The sequence below is a fragment of the Rhizobium sp. SYY.PMSO genome (assembly GCF_046840415.1).
GTDB lineage: Bacteria > Pseudomonadota > Alphaproteobacteria > Rhizobiales > Rhizobiaceae > Rhizobium.
Genome location: NZ_CP177349.1, coordinates 1,936,631 through 1,954,163, shown reverse-complemented (window position 1 = coordinate 1,954,163; position 17,533 = coordinate 1,936,631). Strand labels below are relative to the sequence as shown.

Here is a 17,533-nt window from a genome sequence, read left to right as displayed (position 1 = left end):
TCAAGGGCAGCCTTGCATTACCAACAGAGCAAATCTGCTTTGTGTAAGAATCGATTACGCTCGAGAAACTTTCTTGCGTATTTTCGTGCCTTATATAGAAGCTGGCGAGGGGGAATTAAAGAAAGGCAATAAAAGTGCTTCGCGCTGAGCTCGATGCCATCGATATCAAGATTCTGCGGGAACTCCAGCGAGACGGACGCATGACCAACGTCGAACTTGCGGACCGGGTGGGCATCTCGGCGCCGCCATGTCTGCGCCGCGTGCGCAAGCTGGAGGAGGCCGGCGTCATCGAAGGCTATCACGCCATGCTGAACAGCCCCAAGCTGGGCTTCGATCTCGTGGCGTTCTGCATGGTCGGCCTCAAGCATCAGTCGGAGGCCAATCTCAAGGCTTTCGCCAGCGCGACCTCGGCGTGGCCCTTGGTGCGGCAGGCCTGGATGGTCTCGGGCGACAGCGATTTCCTGCTGCATTGCGTTGCGGAAAATCTCACCCGCTTCCAGGATTTCGTCATCGAAGTTCTAACCGCGAACGAGCATGTCGATACCGTGCGCACGATGTTGACCATCCGTCAGGTCAAGAAGCTCGGGCTGGTGGAGCTCTAGGCGGATGGCGGATCGCCCCTGGCACAGGTCGCTGATCAAATCCGGCGTGCGCCTTTTCCTCGGCGGTTCGCTGGCTCATGTACAGGACTGGTTTCCCGGGCTCAGCATCGTTCGCAGCCAGAATATCAGTGAGGTGCATTATCGCGGGGCCAAGGTCTCAACCCTGGCGGGGATGGACCGGCTGCGGGAGCGCACCGGCGACCGGATCTACATCGTCGGCTCGGGGCCATCGATTCGCGATTGCGACCTGAGTGGCCTGGAACCTGGAAGCGCCATTCTCCTGAACGGCGCCATCGGACTGATCGGCAGCCAGATCGACGAGCCGCTGGCCATCGCCATTGAGGACGAGCGCTTCGTCTGGCGGCATATCGACATGATACGCAGCAAGATCATGCCCGGCTCGCTCTGCCTGTTTTCCGTCTCGGTGCTGCGTGCGCTTTGCGAGATCGACAAGAACTGGCTGGCCGACAAGACGATCATTCTGATCGACGACATCCGCAAGCCCTACGGCGCCCGCCGCCGTTCTCCCGACGATCTCAGGAAGCTGCAATATGTGCGGCTGGATGCCGAGGGATCGGCCGGTTTTTCGCTCTCGCCGGATCGCGGCGTTTTCCTGGGGGGGTCGGTTGCCGTATCGGCCCTGCAATTTGCCTTCTATTGCGCGCGGCATGAAGTCGGCTTCCTGGGAATCGATATTTCCAATGCGGACGAGCCGCGTTTCTACGAGACAGGCAGCGACACCGCTTTTTCCGGCATTGCGCGGGCCGAAGGCCGCATCATCGAACATCTTGTGCTCGCGCGTGAGATCGCCGCCGAGCGCGGCATCTCCTTCGTCAATTACTCCCCGGTCTCGGCACTATTGAAATATGATTTCGGTTATGACGACAGGTTCGCGGTGAAGGCGAAGGCGTGACGGCCGCCGGACGGCAGCAGGGCTCGCGCACAGATTGGAAATAAGGTTGCAGGAATGAAGCTCATGCGCTGGCTGAAGCCGAAAGCGTCCGACGCCAAGAAACTGGCCATCGATCCGCCCGAGCCGCGGCCAGGGCGCCATGGCATCGCCATTGCCGCCTGCGTCAAAAACGAGGCTCGCTACATCGAGGAGTGGGTGCGTTTCCACCGCGCGGTCGGCATTCGCCACTTCTATATCTATGATAACGGTTCCACGGACGAGACATGCTCATTTCTTCGAAGCCTGCTCAACGAGGAAGCGCTGACGATCATTCCCTGGGCCGGGCGCATGCGCGATGCGGCGACATCGGCGATGCTGAACGGGCAGGTCATCACTTTCGCGCATGCCATCCTGAATTTCGGCGGCGATTACCGCTGGATGGCGTTCATCGACGTCGACGAATTCCTGCTGCCGAAGGAGGCGGCGACCGTCGAGCAGGCGCTTGAAGCCGTCGGGGATTTCCCGAATGTCTCACTGCCCTGGCATATGTTTGCGACCAGCGGCCATGAGACGCCGCCGGATGGGCCTTTGACGCTGAACTATACGATGCGTGGCGCCGATCCGATGACGACAAAGGAAAATGTCAGCAATTTCAAATGTATCGTCGATCCTTGCGAAGTCACCGAGGTCAGCGTGCATCAGTTCCAGACGCGGGCTCACGGCGATCTGACGGCGAACGATGCCGGCAAGCGGTTTACGCGGCGTGCGCGGAAATCCCCCGACTTCTATTCGAACCGCTTCCTGCAGCTCAACCACTACTATACGAAATCCCGGCAGGAGCTGATGGAAAAGCTCGCGCGGGGATGGGCCTACGATAGCAGCGCGACGAAATATCGGGACAAGGTTCTGTCGGTCGTCAAAAGCATCGAGGAAGACATGGTGGACGACCGCTCGATGATCGACTTCATCGAGCGTAACCGCATCGATCTCGGCGGCTGATCGGTCGCTTATTTATTGGCGACGAGCAAGCGCTTGTAAACGTCGCCGATGGCGGTCGCCTCCTTTTCCAGGGCGAATTCGCTGCGAACATGACGCACGGCATTCTCACCCTGGCGCAGCGTTTCCTCGGGATCGGCCAGATAGCGGGCGATCGCCTTGGTCAGGGCTTCGCCGTCGCCGGCGGGCACCACGGCGCCGGTTTCGCCCGGAACGATCATCTCGGCATAGGCGCCGGCATCCGAGGCGACGACTGCCGTGCGGGAGGCCATGGCCTCCAGCGGCGTCAGGCCGAAGCCTTCGTTGCGGGAAGGGGCGACGTAAAGGGTGGCGCGGCGATACCAGGGCTTGATGTCTTCGACCTCGCCCATGAACCGGATGCGGTCGGCAAGGCCGGCGGCGGCCACCATCTTCTCCAGCTCATCGCCGAAGCTGCGATGCTCGGCGGTGACACGGCCGCAGACCACGGCCGTCCAGTCCGGGTATTGCGGCAGAAGCTCGATCATCGCCTTGACGAATAGATCGGTGCCCTTCTGATGCCGGACGCGGCCGAAGCAGCCGACCAGATAGGAGCCGGGCAGGCCGGTCGCGGCCATGCGGTCGTCGGGCCTTTCCGGCGGATGAAAGCGGTTGAGATCGACGCCATGCTGGATGACGGTGTGCGGCACCTCGAGAAAGCTGCCGGAGCGAGTGCTCGTGGCAATCACGGCGTCCATCCGGCGGATGAGCCAGCGCGTGTAGCCGGTGTGGCGGCGCTGGGCCGCCGAGGTGAAGACCAGCTTGAGGGGCATGCGCAGAACCGAACGCAGCAGCAGGCCCGCAAGCATTTCGTTGTTGCGGCGGGCATGCCAGACGCGTACGCGGCAGCGGCGCGGCCTTGCCCAGAGGCCGAACAGTCTCAGCCAGCCGAGTTTGGGAAGGTCTTCCGGCAGGCCGGGGCCGAGCGTGGCGATATGATAGCCGAGCTCGACCTGCTTGGGGATCAATTGCACGATCGTCGATGTGACGCCGGAAAGCCGGCGTTTGAAATTCGTTGCTATGATTTCGATCTCGCTGAGATCGCTTGCATGCGCTGAATCACGATCGCGCACGGGCGATCAGCCCCAGGAGACGGAGAGGATTTCGTAGGCCTTGGCGCCGCCGGGAGCATTGACCTCGATGGAATCGCCGACTTCCTTGCCGATCAGCGCACGCGCGATCGGGGAGGAGATGGAGATGCGGCCTGCCTTCACATCGGCTTCCTGATCGCCGACGATCTGATAGACCTTCTCTTCCTCGGTGTCTTCATCGACGAGCTTCACCTTCGCGCCGAACTTGATCTTCGAACCGGACATCTTGGTGAGGTCGATGACTTCCGCACGCGCTGTCAGATCTTCAAGCTCGCTGATGCGGCCTTCATTGTGGCTCTGTGCTTCCTTGGCGGCGTGGTACTCGGCATTTTCGGAAAGATCGCCATGGGCGCGTGCTTCCGCAATTGCCTCGATGATTCGCGGGCGCTCTTCCTGCTGACGCCAGCGCAGTTCTTCCTGCAGCTTGACGAACCCGTTCTGTGTCATCGGTACCTTTTCAACCATTTGCCTTGTCCTTCACTCCCTGCGCTGCTCTTCCGCACACACAAAAGAAAACAGGTTCCGAAGCGGTGCTTCGGAACCAGTAGAGCCGTAACTTTTTCATCTATAGCAGATTGCGACAGCCGATTTCCAGAAAATTCGATGCTTTAAGGAATGCCGCTGCCAGTTCGCGCATGCCCGCCACTGTTCGCCGTGACAAGCGAAGAGGCATCTTTCGGAAGCGTTGCATCGCTCTTGCGGCGCCGGGATAAATGTGAGGCGACTACCGTTTCTCACATTCGTCCCGGCTCGTTCCGTTCGTCAGAAATAGCTCTGCAACGGCTGGACCTCGAGGTTGCCGGCCTTCAGCGCCTTGATCGCCATGGCGGCGGCTTCGGCGCCAGCCATGGTGGTGTAATAGGGCACCTTCTGCATCAGCGTCGCGCGGCGCAGCGACTTCGAATCCGAGATCGCCTTGTTGCTGTCGGTCGTGTTGATGACGAGCTGGACCTGACGGTTGCGGATGGCGTCCTCGATATGCGGACGGCCTTCCAGTACCTTGTTGATCTTCGTCGCCTCGATGCCGTTTTCGGCGAGGAAGCGCTGGGTTCCGCCGGTTGCGAGCACCTTGAAGCCCTGTTCCGTCAGCATGCGGATGGCCGGCAGGACGCGCGGCTTGTCGTCGTCGCGGACCGAAACGAAGACCGTTCCGTCGCGCGGCAATTCGACGCCGGCGCCGAGCTGCGACTTGGCGAAGGCCAGCGCGAAATCCGTATCGAGGCCGATGACTTCGCCGGTCGAACGCATTTCCGGCCCGAGCAGGATGTCGACGCCGGGGAAGCGCGCGAAGGGGAAGACGGCTTCCTTGACCGCGATGTGCTTCAATCTGCGCGGATCGGGCTTTTCGCCATAGGCGGCGAAGGTGGCATCCAGCTTCTCGCCGGCCATGACGCGGGCAGCGATCTTGGCGATCGGCGCGCCGATGGTCTTGGCGACGAAAGGCACCGTGCGCGAGGCGCGCGGATTGACTTCGAGCACGTAGACATTGCCGTCCTGGATGGCGAACTGAACGTTCATCAGGCCGCCGACGTTCAACGCCTTGGCCATCGCCTTTGCCTGACGCTCCAGCTCATCGATCATGGCCGGGGAGAGGGTGCGCGGCGGCAGCGAGCAGGCCGAGTCGCCGGAATGGATGCCGGCTTCCTCGATATGCTCCATGATGCCGGCGACATAGACGTCGGTGCCGTCGGACAGGCAATCCACGTCGACTTCGATGGCATTGGTGAGATAGCTGTCGAACAGAAGCGGGTTCTTGCCGAGCAGCGTGTTGATCTGGCCGGTCTTGTCGTTCGGATAGCGCTGCTTGATGTCTTCCGGCACCAGTTCGGGCACGGTATCGAGCAGGTAGCCCTGAAGCTGGCCTTCCGAATGGATGATCTGCATGGCGCGGCCGCCGAGAACGTAGGACGGGCGCACAACCAGCGGGAAGCCGATCTCGCCGGCAACGAGACGCGCCTGCTCGACCGAGTAGGCGATGCCGTTGTTCGGCTGGTTGAGGTCGAGCTTCATCAAAAGCTTCTGGAAACGATCGCGGTCTTCGGCAAGGTCGATGGCATCCGGGGCCGTGCCGAGGATCGGGATGCCGTTCTTTTCGAGGGCTTCCGCGAGCTTCAGCGGGGTCTGGCCGCCGAACTGCACGATGACGCCGACGACCTCGCCCTTTTCCTGCTCTGCGCGCAGGATTTCGATGACATCTTCCGCCGTCAGCGGCTCGAAATAGAGGCGGTCGGAGGTGTCGTAGTCAGTCGAAACCGTCTCCGGGTTGCAGTTGATCATGATCGCTTCGTAGCCCGCGTCCTTCAGGGCGAAGGCGGCATGGCAGCAGCAATAATCGAATTCGATGCCCTGGCCGATGCGGTTCGGGCCGCCACCGAGAATGACGACCTTCTTGCGGTCGGAGACCTGGGCTTCGGACCGGGCGGCACCCACGAACGGCATCTCGTAGGTCGAATACATATAGGCGGTCGGCGAGGCGAATTCGGCCGCGCAGGTATCGATGCGCTTGAAGACCGGGCGGACATTCAGCGAATTGCGGAGCTCGGCCACTTCCTTCGGGCGCTTGCCGGCGAGGGTTGCAAGGCGTGCGTCGGAGAAGCCCATGGCCTTGAGCATGCGCAGATTGGCGGCGTCGCCGGGCAGGCCGTGCTCGCGGATGCGGGCTTCCATATCGACGATGTTCTTGAGCTGCTCGAGGAACCAGGGATCGATCTTGCAGCCTTCATGCACCTCTTCTATGCTGAGCCCCGAGCGCAAAGCCTGGGCGACCATGCGCAGACGGTCCGGCGTCGGCGTGCCGATGGCGGCGCGAATGGCGTTGCGGCTGCCTTCGCCTTCCTCCGTGCCGGGAATCTCGATCTCGTCGAGGCCCGTCAGGCCGGTTTCAAGACCGCGCAGTGCCTTCTGCAGCGACTCGGCAAAGGTGCGGCCGATCGCCATGACCTCGCCGACCGACTTCATGGCCGTGGTCAGAACCGGGGAGGCACCGGGGAATTTCTCGAAGGCGAAGCGCGGGATCTTGGTGACGACATAGTCGATCGACGGTTCGAAGGAGGCAGGCGTCGCGCCGCCGGTGATGTCGTTTTCGAGCTCGTCCAGCGTATAGCCGACGGCCAGCTTGGCCGCGATCTTGGCGATCGGGAAGCCGGTGGCCTTCGAGGCCAGCGCCGAGGACCGCGACACGCGCGGATTCATCTCGATGACGACCAGACGGCCATCCTTCGGGTTGACCGCGAACTGTACGTTCGAGCCGCCGGTTTCGACGCCGATCTCGCGCAGGACGGCGATCGAGGCGTTGCGCATGATCTGGTATTCTTTGTCCGTCAGCGTCAGTGCCGGAGCGACGGTGATCGAGTCACCCGTATGAACGCCCATCGGATCGATGTTTTCGATGGAGCAGATGATGATGCAGTTGTCCGCCTTGTCGCGGACGACCTCCATCTCGAATTCCTTCCAGCCGAGCACCGATTCTTCGACCAGCACTTCGGTCGTCGGCGAGGCATCGAGGCCGCCGCCGACGATTTCGAAGAATTCCGAGCGGTTGTAGGCGATGCCGCCGCCGGTGCCGCCGAGGGTAAAGGACGGGCGAATGATGGCGGGCAGGCCGACATGATCGATCGCCTGGGCGGCAATCGCCATCGCATGGCTCATGTAACGCTGCTTGCGGTCGCTCTCGCCGAGGTTCCACTGGTTTTCAAGCTCGTCGAGCGCCTTGTCGAGCTCCGCGCCGGTCAGCTGCGCCTTGAGCTTGCTGCGCTCGGCCTCATGCGTCTTGCGGTCGGCATCCTTGATGTCGGTGGCGTTTGCCAGCATGGAGCGCGGCGTTTCGAGGCCGATGCGTGCCATGGCTTCGCGGAAGAGGGCGCGGTCTTCGGCCATGTCGATGGCGGCGGGCTTCGCGCCGATCATTTCGACATTGTAGCGGTCGAGCACGCCCATGCGTTTCAGCGAGAGGGCGGTGTTGAGCGCGGTCTGGCCGCCCATGGTCGGCAGCAGCGCATCCGGGCGCTCCTTGGCGATGATCTTGGCGACCACCTCAGGCGTGATCGGCTCGACATAGGTCGCATCCGCCAGACCCGGATCGGTCATGATCGTTGCCGGATTGGAGTTGACGAGGATGACGCGGTAGCCTTCCTCCTTCAGTGCCTTGCAGGCCTGCGTGCCCGAATAGTCGAATTCGCAAGCCTGTCCGATAACAATCGGTCCTGCACCGATAATGAGGATCGATTTGATATCTTGGCGCTTCGGCATGGGCTCTCATCCGTTTTTTTCGTTGCGCGAAAAACCGGCCAGGGTGGGAGGTCACCGGCCGGGGCGCTGTGGGCAATATTTTCAGGCTAGAAGCGGCTTATAGGCAAATGTATTTGCAAACGGAACCCCATAAATGGTGGAATCGACATGAATTCTGCAGGCTTTGCCGCCATTAGCCGAAACGACGCCGGACAGCCTCGGCATAGGAGCGGCTCACGGGCATTTGCGCGCCGTCACGCGCGATGACGAAAAGCTTGCCATTGTCGCGTTTCAGGCCGGCGACGTGGTCCGCCGCGACCCAATGGGATCGATGCAGGCGGATGCCTTCGGTATTGCCGATTTCCGTCAGCGCATCGCCGAAGCGCAGCAGAATGAGCTCGCGCCCGCGGCTGGTCACGACCTCGGTATAGTGGTCGCGGACAGTCAGTCTCATCAGCTTTCCGCGGTTCTCCGGCTTCAGGCGCGACAAGATCGGCGCTTGCCGAGGCGCGGCGCTGATTTCGGCCATGCCTGGGGTGGGCGGTGCCATGTTCGCGCTGCCAGGGCCTTCGGCCGCCGTTGCGATCTGCCGGTGCATGGTCAGATAGGTCAGGATGCAAAAGAGAATGCAGAGCGGCACCGAGGAAAGCGATTGCAGCAGGCTGCCCGTCAGGGTGGGGATCGTGCCGAAGAAGATGAGGTCGACGAGCGCTATGCCGAAGCCCATGGGCAGCGCGGCGACGATCGAGCCCGTCATCATCCTGGCAAACATGTTCGGCAGCGCATGCCGCAGAAGGATTTCGGCGGCCACGGAAAAGACGATCGCTATGGACCATGCCACGGCATGAAGGACGAGCCAGTAGCCGAGCCGCTCACCGGGCATCAATCGTGTAAGGGTGCCATAGGGACCGGTTACGGCAAAGATCAGCACAACCGTAGCAAAGGTCGCCCAAAAGCGCGGCGATCGCCGAAAGACTTGCAACTCGCGAAGCGTGGATTGCAGAAATGTGTGATCCACGAAAATTCCCGCTCTTTCGTGCAATTTCGATTGAGAGAACAATAGTATCACGGAAAGGCTCGATAAACTCAACCGGATACAGGTCATGACTTTCGAGCCGCTTCTTCACGCCCCGATCGCGATCCAGATTCACGTCGCGGCGGTCATTCCCGCCGCCGTGCTCGGGGCCTGCCTTCTCGTAAATCCCAAGGGCACACCCAGGCACCGCCTGCTGGGCAAGGTGTGGCTGGTGCTGATGGCGATCACGGCGCTGTCGAGCTTCTTCATTCACCAGATCAAAATGTTCTACGGTTTCAGCCCGATCCACCTGCTTTCGATATTCGTTCTTTCCGGCTGCTGGGGAGCGGTGGTGAATGCCCGCAGACATAACATCGAAGCGCACAAGCGTATCGTCAGGAGCCTCTACTTCGGCGGTATCGTCGGCGCTGGAGTATTTACGTTCCTTCCGGGCCGCATCATGAACGAGGTGGCTTTCGATGGCGATGAGATCGCTCCGCTTCTGGTTGCGGCAGGCTTAGCCATCGCGCTGTTATGGCCGATGTCCAAAAAAATATGGCGCCGTCGCCGTTTAACTTGATCTTCTGTCGATAGCGAACTGGCTTTGTGCTTCTTCCTGGATATATAAATGCCTCAAGGGACTTTGATTTTTAGGCATCGTCAGGAGGTGCGCCATGGATTGGAAGGGGCGTCGGCAATCCGACAATATCGAGGACGAACGCGGCTCATCGCCCATGGGCGGCGGGGGCGGCGGCGGCTTCCGATTCCCCGGCGGCGGGATCGGCGGCGGCGGTTTGAGCTTCCGCACGATTATCGTGCTCATCGTGATCTTTCTGATCCTGAGAGCCATGGGCGTCGACGTCATCGGCCTCTTGCAGCAGACCGGCATGCTGGGCGACGGCGGTTCCGGATATCAGCAGAGCACGTCTGCCGGCAGTGGCGGCGGTCAGCCGGCCAATGACGAGATGAAGCAGTTCGTCGCGACCGTTCTTGCCGATACGGAAGACACCTGGACGGGCATCTTCAAGTCGATGGGGCAAACCTATACGGATCCGAAGCTGGTGCTGTTCTCGGGCAGCTTCCCATCTGCTTGCGGCCAGGCTTCTGCGGCTACCGGACCCTTCTATTGCCCGAGCGACCAGAAGATCTATCTCGACATGGCCTTCTTCCAGCAGATGAAGGATCAGTTCGGCGCGGCCGGCGATTTTGCGCAGGCCTATGTCATCGCGCATGAAGTCGGCCACCATGTTCAGGATCTCCTCGGCATCCTGCCGAAGTTCAATCAGGCCCGTCGCAACATGAGCGAAGTGGATGCCAACAAGATGTCGGTGCGCATAGAGCTGCAGGCCGATTGCTTTGCCGGCATCTGGGGCAAGTTCACGCAGCAGAAGGGCATATTGCAGTCCGGCGATCTGGAGGAAGCGCTGAATGCCGCTCAGCAGATCGGGGACGATACGCTACAGAAGCGCACCCAGGGCTATGTCGTTCCCGACAGCTTCAACCACGGCACCTCGGCACAGCGCGTGAAGTGGTTCAAGCAGGGCTTCGATTCCGGCAAGCTCAGCGATTGCGATACGCTGAACAATCCGGTTTGATTCCGTTTGCCCGCCCTCGGTGTACCGTCGGGCGGGCAAACTTTCTGCTTCGTTACTTTTCGCTGTCCAGATGCGCCAGCTGCGATTCCGGATAGCGACCGCCGGCAGCGGCGTCCTTCGGGATCGCACGTTCGATCGCGGTCATATCGGCTTGCGACAGGTCGACGGAGAGCGCGCCCAAGGCTTCCGCGAGGCGGTCGCGGCGGCGGGCGCCGATCACCGGGACGATCTCCTTGCCCTGGGCGGCGACCCAGGCGATGGCGATCTGGGCGATGCTTGCGCCCTTTGCCTCGGCGATCTGGCGCAAGGCTTCCACCAGCTCCAGATTTTTTTCGACGTTTCCTGCCTGAAAGCGCGGGCTGACGGTGCGGAAATCGCCTTTCTGGCCGCTATCCTTCTGCCAATGGCCGCTGATGAGGCCGCGCGAGAGAACGCCATAGGCCGTGATGCCGATGCCGAGTTCGCGGCAGGTCGGCAGGATCTTCTCCTCGATACCGCGCGAGATCAGCGAGTATTCGATCTGCAAGTCGACGATCGGATGAACGGCGGCCGCGCGGCGGATGGTGTCCGCGCCGACCTCGGACAGGCCGATGTGCCCGATGTAGCCTGCCTTGACGAGATCCGACATCGCGCCGATCTGGTCTTCGATCGGCACATTCGGGTCGAGCCGGGCAGGGCGGTAGATATCGATATGATCGACGCCGAGACGCTGCAGCGAATAAGCGACGAAATTCCTGATTGCCGCGGGCCGGGCATCGTAGCCGAGCCACGCGCCGGCGGGATCGCGCAGTGCGCCGAACTTGACGCTGAGCAGGAAGTCGTCCCGCTTCAAGCCTTTGAGGGCCTCGCCGATCAGCATCTCGTTGTGGCCCATGCCGTAAAAATCGCCCGTATCGAGCAGGCTGATGCCGGCATCGAACGCGGCATGGATGGTGGCGATGCTCTCGGCGCGATCCGATGGGCCATACATGCCCGACATTCCCATGCAGCCGAGGCCGAGAGCCGACACCTGCGGCCCCGTCTTTCCCAATTGATGTTTTTCCATCGTCGTTCTCCCTGGCCGGAGGCGGGCCTCCGGACGCTTCTTCGAATGATGTTTTACTCCACGAAGCTCTGTGCGATAATCGACATAAATCGAAACGGGTTGTTTGGAATTTCGTACAATGGATGACTTGCCGCTGGCAGATCTCGTTGCCTTCACCGCCGTTGCCCGTGAGCGCAGTTTTCGCGAGGCGGCGCGCAAGCGCAGAGTTTCCGCCTCGTCATTGAGCGAAGCGGTGCGGCGGCTGGAGGAGCGGCTTGGCGTGCGGCTTCTCAACCGCACGACCCGCAGCGTGACGCCGACCGAAGCGGGCGAGCGACTGATGGAGCGCCTGGCACCGGCAATGAGCGAGATTACGCTGGCGCTCGACGATATCAACAGCTTTCGCGACAGTGTCAGCGGGACCTTGCGTCTGAACGTGCCGATCATCGCTGCCATGGTCGTCATGCCCGATATCATCAATCGATTCTTGAAGGAGCATCCGGCAATTTCAGTCGAAATCGTCGCCGAAGACAGTTTCATCGATGTGGTGGCGGCCGGCTACGATGCCGGTATCCGCTATGACGAGCGGCTGGAAAAGGACATGATCGCCATACCGATCGGGCCGCGGCAACAATGTTACGTGACGGCTGCCGCGCCCGGCTATCTGGCGGCAAGCGGGGTGCCGCGCCACCCCCGCGACATCCTCGATCATCGCTGCATCCGCCATCGCTTCCTCGGCGGCTCGGTGATGCCCTGGGAGTTCGAACGGGAGGGGGAGACCGTCGTCATCGCACCGCCGATGGTCATCGCCACGAATTCGATCGAGATCGAGCGTGCCGCCGCGGTCGCCGGCTTCGGTATTATCCGAACTTTTCGGGAGTTTCTCGCACCTCACCTTGCCAGCGGAGAATTGGTGCCGATCCTCGAGGAATGGGACACGGCCTTTTCAGGCCCCTTTCTCTATTATGCCAGCCGCAGGCACATGCCGACGCCGCTTCGGGCCTTCGTGGACTTTCTCAATCGCGAGCAGAGACGCGGTCGCGGCAGATAGTCGCTTTCGCGTCGAGGATCAAAGAAACCGCTCAATGAATCAATAAGATTGAAGCGTTCACGGATTGTTTCCGCCAAAATCTTTATGTATGGGGAACGCTCCGGTTTTTCGTTCACGTTCTGTCTCTTTCATGGAGGCGGGGCCGCCAGAAGGCATCTCCATGATCGATCAGAAATTCGCCCGTCGAGGCCTGCTCCTCGTCTTCCTCATCCTCTTTCTCGACGTCATCGGCATCGCGATCATCATGCCGGTGATGCCGAAATATCTGGAAGAGCTGACGGGCGCCTCGGTCAGCGCGGCGGCGACGGAAGGCGGCTGGCTGCTGCTTGCCTATGCCGCCATGCAGTTCCTGTTTTCGCCATTTATCGGCAATCTGAGCGACCGTTTCGGCCGTCGTCCGCTCCTGCTCGCTTCGGTGCTGACATTTGCGATCGACAATTTCATCTGTGCGATTGCCGGTTCCTATTGGATGCTGTTCGTCGGGCGTATCCTCGCCGGTATCAGCGGTGCGAGTTTCTCGACCTGTTCGGCCTATATTGCCGACATCAGCAACGACGAGAACCGCGCGAAGAATTTCGGCCTGATCGGCATGGCCTTCGGCGTCGGCTTCGTGCTTGGCCCCGTCATCGGCGGTTTTCTCGGCGAATTCGGGCCGCGCGTGCCCTTCTATGGCGCGGCAGCCCTGGCATTCCTGAATTTCGTCGGCGCCTATTTCCTGTTGCCGGAAACGCTGGATGCGAAGCATCGCCGTCCCTTCGAGATCGCGCGTGCCAATCCGTTCGGAGCTTTGAGGCAGATGCGGCGCTATCAGGGTATCGGCTGGGTCTGTGTGGTCATGTTCCTGAACTGGCTGGCGCATGGCGTCTATCCGGCCGTCTGGTCCTTCGTAACCTCCTATCGTTACGACTGGAGCGAAGGGCAGATCGGTTTCTCCCTTGGCGCTTACGGCATCGGAGCCGCCATCGTCATGGGGCTGGTCCTGCCGCGGCTGGTGCCGGTGCTCGGCGAATGGAAAACCGCGCTGCTCGGAATGTTGTTTTCCTGCCTCGGCCTCATGGGCTATGCATTCGCATGGCAGGGATGGATGGTCTATGTCGTCGTCGTTCTGACTGTCATCGAAAACGTCGCCGATGCGCCCTTGCGTTCGATCGCCGCGAGCAAGGTGCCGCCTTCAGCGCAGGGCGAGCTGCAGGGGGCGCTCGGCAGCCTGACGAGCATTACCGCCATCATCGGGCCGGTGCTGTTCCCGTATCTGTTCCAATATTATACCGCGCCGACCGCGCCCGTGGTTTTTGCCGGCGCACCGTTCATCATGGGCGCAATCCTGGTGGCGGTCGGGCTTGTGGTGCTTCTGACAAAGGTCCGCAAGAGCGAGCCGAACGTGGTCGGCGGGTCGCAAGCCGGCGAAGCGGCCTAAAAATTCATCAGATATTTTGAAGTTCTGATGAATTCTTTAGCACTATGGGCTTGTCTGCTGGCTTTTTGAGCTAAGTTGCGTTAATGCGGCAGGCTCGCGCTCCCTTGGGTAGAGTGGTTCGCGCGTTTCTAAAGATCGAGTCTTCGTCATGGATATGCCGGTAACTGCGCGCCCGTCCGCGCACGACAATGATAATTCGTGGTCTGCTCATGTCCGCGCGACTCTTGCGCTGGGCATCCCGCTGATCGGCGCGCAATTGGCGCAGCTCGGGATCAACACCACGGACGTGATGATCGTCGGCCGGCTTGGCGCAGAGCAGCTGGCGGCGATGGTTCTTTCCGCGCAGTTTCTGTTCACGATCCTGATTTTCGGTTCGGGCTTCTCCATTGCCGTCGTGCCGCTGGTGGCGCAGGCCTACGGCAAAGGCGACGTGACCTCCGTGCGCCGCGCCTTGCGCATGGGGCTTTGGGTCGTCACCGCCTATTGGCTGGTGGCGCAACCGGCCTTCTTCTATTCCGAGCAGATCCTGCTTGCGGCCGGGCAAAAGCCCGAGGTTGCCAGGCTTGCCAGCGGCTATATCGACATCGGCCACTTCGCCGTGCTGCCGGGGTTGCTCTATAATGTCATCCGCGCACTGGTGAGTGCCATCGGCCGTGCCGGCATCATCCTCAAGGTGACGATCGCCATGCTGGCGATGAATGCCGTGCTTGCCTACATCCTGGTGCTCGGCCATCTGGGCATGCCGGCCATGGGCTTGCACGGTGCGGCTATCGTTTCGGTTGCCGTGCAGACGGCCGGATTCCTTTTCATCGTCGGTTATGTCCACGCTCATGAGGAAACGCGCCGCTACGAGATTTTCGTCCGGTTCTGGCGACCCGACTGGCATGCCCTGTGGGACGTCATCCGGCTTGGCCTGCCGATCAGCGTCACGGTTCTTGCCGAAGTCAGCCTGTTCACGGCGGCGTCGCTGCTGATGGGGCAGATCGGCACGATCGAGCTCGCAGCTCATGGTATCGCCCTGCAGTGGGCATCGATCGCCTTCATGATCCCGCTCGGCCTCAGCCAGGCGGCGACCGTTCGGGTGGGCGTCGCGCATGGGCAGGGCGACCACCTCGGCCTGAGGCGGGCGTCGATCGTGGTGCTCGTGGTTTCGAGCTGCATCTCGCTTTTCGGCAGCATCCTGTTCGCGACCATGCCGACCTGGCTGGGAAGCTGGTTCCTCGACGTCACGTCCGCCGATGCGTCGAAGGTACTTGCCTATGCGGCGCCGCTGATCGTCGTCGCCGGTCTGTTCCAGCTGGTCGACGGGCTGCAGTCGATTGCCAGCGGCCTGCTGCGCGGGCTAAAGGATGCGCGCGTGCCGATGATCCTGGCGCTCGTCGCCTATTGGCCTATCGGTTTCTTTCTGGCGTGGCTGCTGGCATTCCCGCTCGGCTTCGGCGGGATCGGAATATGGTTCGGCTTCCTGCTCGGCCTTGCTTCCGCGGCGGCGATGCTTTGCGCGCGGTTCTATATTCTGGTGCGCTCTGAAATAGCGGCGGCCTGATGGCGGCCATCAGCTGCGCGGCGCGAGACTGCTGACAAAAATTGACAGTATGGTCGTCTATATTTGGTGGCATACCAAAGACGGGAGACGACCATGATATTCAAGGCAAGCAATCCGAACGATGCCCCGCTTTTCCCGCGGGAAGAACAGGGCAGCCAGGGTGCGGCGGTGCGCCTCCTGCCGCATGCCAACGCGTCTCGCAGGCAATCAGGTCGCGTTGAGAAATCCTACTGGCTCGCAGTTGCTTCCGCGGAACATGTTCGCCTCGGGCGCAAGCATGGTTTCATGCAGGTTTGCCACGGCAAGCCGGGGCCGCTGAAGCGTATCAAGCCGGGTGATGGCATCGTCTATTATTCCCCATCCGTAACGATGGGCGGCAAGGACGGTTTCCAGAGCTTCACGGCGATCGGCCATGTGCGCGAGGGTGAACTTTATCGGGCGCGGATGGAGTGCGGGAACGCCTATCGCCGCGATGTCGATTGGCTGGATACGCCCGAGCAACCGCTGCGCCCGCTGCTGGGCTGGCTGGATTTCACCCAGGACAAGAATTGGGGCTACAGGCTGAGATTCGGACTCGTCGCCTTCGGGCAGTCCGATTTCGAGTTCCTGCAGGAGATCATGACGAGCGAGCTGGACGTGGTGAAGCAGCGCCGCTTGCAAGCGTGAGACCGCGCAAGCGCAAGCCGATGTGACGAAAGAGACCTCCCAAGTCGAAGCGCAAGAGAAAGGCCACGGATTGCTCGTCAATCCGTGGCCTTTTTCATGTCATTCGGCAGCCGGTGCGATCAGGCGCGCTCCGCAAGAGCCGGCTCGCCTTTCTTTTCCCGCACCAGATTGATGAAGCGGCGGAACAGGTAGTGGCTGTCCTGCGGGCCGGGCGAGGCTTCCGGATGATGCTGCACCGAAAAGACGGGCTTGCCGGCGACGCGCAGGCCGCAATTGCTGCCGTCGAACAGCGAAACGTGAGTCTCCTCAATGCCTTCCGGCAGCGAGCTCGAGTCGACCGCGAAGCCATGGTTCATCGAGACGATCTCGACCTTGCCCGTCGTGTGGTCCTTGACCGGATGGTTGGCGCCGTGATGGCCCTGATGCATCTTCGCGGTCCTGGCGCCTACGGCCAGGCCGAGCATCTGGTGACCAAGGCAGATGCCGAAGAGCGGGATTTCCGTCTTCAGCAGGTCCTTGATGACGGGAACGGCATATTCACCCGTCGCGGCGGGATCGCCGGGGCCGTTGGAGAGGAAAATGCCGTCCGGGTTGAGGCCGAGGACTTCGTCCGTCGAAGCCGTTGCCGGAAGAACCGTAACCTTGCAATCGAGGCCGGCAAACAGGCGCAGGATGTTGCGCTTGACGCCGTAGTCCAGGCAGACGATGTGATATTTGGCGTCCGCGGTGCTCAGTTCGCCATAGCCTTCATTCCAGACCCACGGCGTCTGCGACCATTGCGAGGACTGGCCGGAGGAGGCGACCTTGGCGAGGTCGAGACCTTCGAGGCCGCTCCAGGCCTTGGCGTCGGCCTTCAGCTGCGCGACGTCGAAGACGCCGCTCGGATCGTGTGCGATCACGCCGTTGGGCATGCCGTTCTCGCGGATCCAGGCAGTCAGGGCGCGGGTGTCGATGCCGCAGAGGCCGATGATGCCGCGCGCCTTCAGCCACTGGTCGAGATGCCGGGCGGCGCGGTAGTTCGACGGATCGGTGATGTCGGCCTTGAAGATGATGCCGACGGCGCCGTGGCGGGCGGCGGGCGTCAGGTCTTCGATATCTTCGTCGTTGGTGCCGACGTTGCCGATGTGGGGGAAGGTGAAGGTGACGATCTGGCCGAGATAGGAGGGGTCGGTCAGGATCTCCTCATAACCCGTCAGCGCCGTGTTGAAGCAGACTTCGGCCTGGACCTTGCCGGTTGCGCCGATGCCCTTGCCTTCGATCACGGTGCCATCGGCGAGAACGAGGAGGGCGGTCGGCTTTTCAGTGGTCCATGGGGCTGTGGCGGTCATAGTCATCCCGTTTCCGGCGTCGAGCGCGGCCTTGAAGAGACCGTCGGCTTTCGCCATGTTTGTAG

Annotated in this window: 15 protein-coding genes; 9 read left to right on the top strand and 6 right to left on the bottom strand. The window is 61.5% G+C overall.

Annotated features, from left to right (window positions below):
• Nucleotides 1-134: 134 nt before the first annotated feature.
• The 3 genes from ACJJVH_RS09485 (at nt 135) to ACJJVH_RS09475 (ending at nt 2,493) form a co-directional block, all read left to right on the top strand.
• Nucleotides 135-602, top strand: coding sequence for an Lrp/AsnC family transcriptional regulator (locus tag ACJJVH_RS09485; RefSeq protein WP_015340578.1), 468 nt, complete (start codon nt 135-137; stop codon nt 600-602).
• A 4-nt stretch (nt 603-606) separates the two neighbouring features.
• A complete protein-coding gene (locus ACJJVH_RS09480; RefSeq protein WP_113356581.1) occupies nt 607-1,515 on the top strand; it encodes a glycosyl transferase in 909 nt (302 codons plus the stop codon).
• Nucleotides 1,516-1,578: 63 nt separating this feature from the next.
• Entirely contained in the window at nt 1,579-2,493 is a 915-nt protein-coding gene (locus ACJJVH_RS09475) for a glycosyltransferase family 92 protein (RefSeq protein ID WP_112803895.1), read from the top strand.
• Between the two features lie 8 nt (nt 2,494-2,501).
• Here the strand turns inward: ACJJVH_RS09475 and ACJJVH_RS09470 are convergent, their stop codons facing one another.
• The 4 genes from ACJJVH_RS09470 to ACJJVH_RS09455 all read right to left on the bottom strand — a co-directional run bounded on the left by ACJJVH_RS09470 (nt 2,502) and on the right by ACJJVH_RS09455 (nt 8,844).
• Nucleotides 2,502-3,581 (bottom strand): glycosyltransferase family 4 protein, encoded by a 1,080-nt coding sequence (locus tag ACJJVH_RS09470; protein ID WP_113502249.1) that lies wholly within the window; start codon nt 3,579-3,581, stop codon nt 2,502-2,504.
• Nucleotides 3,582-3,587: 6 nt separating this feature from the next.
• The gene (gene greA / locus ACJJVH_RS09465; RefSeq protein ID WP_112803841.1) at nt 3,588-4,064 is read right to left on the bottom strand and encodes a transcription elongation factor GreA; all 477 of its coding nucleotides are present in this window, start codon (nt 4,062-4,064) and stop codon (nt 3,588-3,590) included.
• A gap of 297 nt (nt 4,065-4,361) precedes the next feature.
• Nucleotides 4,362-7,847 carry a carbamoyl-phosphate synthase large subunit gene (carB, locus tag ACJJVH_RS09460; protein ID WP_112803842.1) on the bottom strand — a complete coding sequence of 1,162 codons (3,486 nt, stop codon included), beginning with the start codon at nt 7,845-7,847 and terminating at the stop codon, nt 4,362-4,364.
• Between the two features lie 172 nt (nt 7,848-8,019).
• Complete coding sequence (locus ACJJVH_RS09455) at nt 8,020-8,844, bottom strand: LytTR family DNA-binding domain-containing protein (RefSeq protein WP_412063788.1); 825 nt, start codon at nt 8,842-8,844, stop codon at nt 8,020-8,022.
• Between the two features lie 85 nt (nt 8,845-8,929).
• On the opposite strand from ACJJVH_RS09455, the gene ACJJVH_RS09450 reads away from it, so the two are divergent.
• Nucleotides 8,930-9,421 carry a DUF2306 domain-containing protein gene (locus ACJJVH_RS09450; RefSeq protein WP_412063787.1) on the top strand — a complete coding sequence of 164 codons (492 nt, stop codon included), beginning with the start codon at nt 8,930-8,932 and terminating at the stop codon, nt 9,419-9,421.
• A gap of 94 nt (nt 9,422-9,515) precedes the next feature.
• Nucleotides 9,516-10,436, top strand: coding sequence for a neutral zinc metallopeptidase (locus tag ACJJVH_RS09445; RefSeq protein ID WP_112803845.1), 921 nt, complete (start codon nt 9,516-9,518; stop codon nt 10,434-10,436).
• A gap of 52 nt (nt 10,437-10,488) precedes the next feature.
• On the opposite strand, the gene ACJJVH_RS09440 is transcribed toward ACJJVH_RS09445, so the two are convergent.
• On the bottom strand, nt 10,489-11,481 hold the full coding sequence (locus ACJJVH_RS09440; RefSeq protein WP_412063786.1) for an aldo/keto reductase: 993 nt from the start codon (nt 11,479-11,481) through the stop codon (nt 10,489-10,491).
• A gap of 118 nt (nt 11,482-11,599) precedes the next feature.
• Here ACJJVH_RS09440 and ACJJVH_RS09435 point away from each other — a divergent pair, with 118 nt between their 5' ends.
• The 4 genes from ACJJVH_RS09435 (at nt 11,600) to ACJJVH_RS09420 (ending at nt 16,140) form a co-directional block, all read left to right on the top strand.
• On the top strand, nt 11,600-12,511 hold the full coding sequence (locus ACJJVH_RS09435) for a LysR family transcriptional regulator (RefSeq protein WP_112803847.1): 912 nt from the start codon (nt 11,600-11,602) through the stop codon (nt 12,509-12,511).
• Nucleotides 12,512-12,671: 160 nt separating this feature from the next.
• Nucleotides 12,672-13,928: a TCR/Tet family MFS transporter gene (locus ACJJVH_RS09430; protein ID WP_113369708.1), complete on the top strand. Its 1,257-nt coding sequence runs from the start codon at nt 12,672-12,674 to the stop codon at nt 13,926-13,928.
• A gap of 148 nt (nt 13,929-14,076) precedes the next feature.
• On the top strand, nt 14,077-15,474 hold the full coding sequence (locus ACJJVH_RS09425) for an MATE family efflux transporter (RefSeq protein ID WP_412063785.1): 1,398 nt from the start codon (nt 14,077-14,079) through the stop codon (nt 15,472-15,474).
• A 93-nt stretch (nt 15,475-15,567) separates the two neighbouring features.
• Entirely contained in the window at nt 15,568-16,140 is a 573-nt protein-coding gene (locus ACJJVH_RS09420) for an EVE domain-containing protein (RefSeq protein WP_412063784.1), read from the top strand.
• Nucleotides 16,141-16,259: 119 nt separating this feature from the next.
• On the opposite strand, the gene carA is transcribed toward ACJJVH_RS09420, so the two are convergent.
• On the bottom strand, nt 16,260-17,468 hold the full coding sequence (gene carA / locus ACJJVH_RS09415; protein WP_412063783.1) for a glutamine-hydrolyzing carbamoyl-phosphate synthase small subunit: 1,209 nt from the start codon (nt 17,466-17,468) through the stop codon (nt 16,260-16,262).
• Nucleotides 17,469-17,533 lie beyond the last annotated feature (65 nt).

What these genes read in the sequence shown, in the direction of transcription:
- ACJJVH_RS09475 (WP_112803895.1), top strand. Translation starts at nt 1,579, where the DNA reads ATGCGCTGGCTGAAGCCGAAAGCGTCCGACGCCAAGAAACTGGCCATC.
- ACJJVH_RS09445 (WP_112803845.1), top strand. Translation starts at nt 9,516, where the DNA reads ATGGATTGGAAGGGGCGTCGGCAATCCGACAATATCGAGGACGAACGC.
- ACJJVH_RS09430 (WP_113369708.1), top strand. Translation starts at nt 12,672, where the DNA reads ATGATCGATCAGAAATTCGCCCGTCGAGGCCTGCTCCTCGTCTTCCTC.
- carB (WP_112803842.1), bottom strand. Translation starts at nt 7,847, where the DNA reads ATGCCGAAGCGCCAAGATATCAAATCGATCCTCATTATCGGTGCAGGA.
- ACJJVH_RS09420 (WP_412063784.1), top strand. Translation starts at nt 15,568, where the DNA reads ATGATATTCAAGGCAAGCAATCCGAACGATGCCCCGCTTTTCCCGCGG.
- ACJJVH_RS09435 (WP_112803847.1), top strand. Translation starts at nt 11,600, where the DNA reads ATGGATGACTTGCCGCTGGCAGATCTCGTTGCCTTCACCGCCGTTGCC.
- ACJJVH_RS09440 (WP_412063786.1), bottom strand. Translation starts at nt 11,481, where the DNA reads ATGGAAAAACATCAATTGGGAAAGACGGGGCCGCAGGTGTCGGCTCTC.
- ACJJVH_RS09425 (WP_412063785.1), top strand. Translation starts at nt 14,077, where the DNA reads ATGGATATGCCGGTAACTGCGCGCCCGTCCGCGCACGACAATGATAAT.
- ACJJVH_RS09450 (WP_412063787.1), top strand. Translation starts at nt 8,930, where the DNA reads ATGACTTTCGAGCCGCTTCTTCACGCCCCGATCGCGATCCAGATTCAC.
- greA (WP_112803841.1), bottom strand. Translation starts at nt 4,064, where the DNA reads ATGGTTGAAAAGGTACCGATGACACAGAACGGGTTCGTCAAGCTGCAG.
- carA (WP_412063783.1), bottom strand. Translation starts at nt 17,468, where the DNA reads ATGACCGCCACAGCCCCATGGACCACTGAAAAGCCGACCGCCCTCCTC.
- ACJJVH_RS09480 (WP_113356581.1), top strand. Translation starts at nt 607, where the DNA reads ATGGCGGATCGCCCCTGGCACAGGTCGCTGATCAAATCCGGCGTGCGC.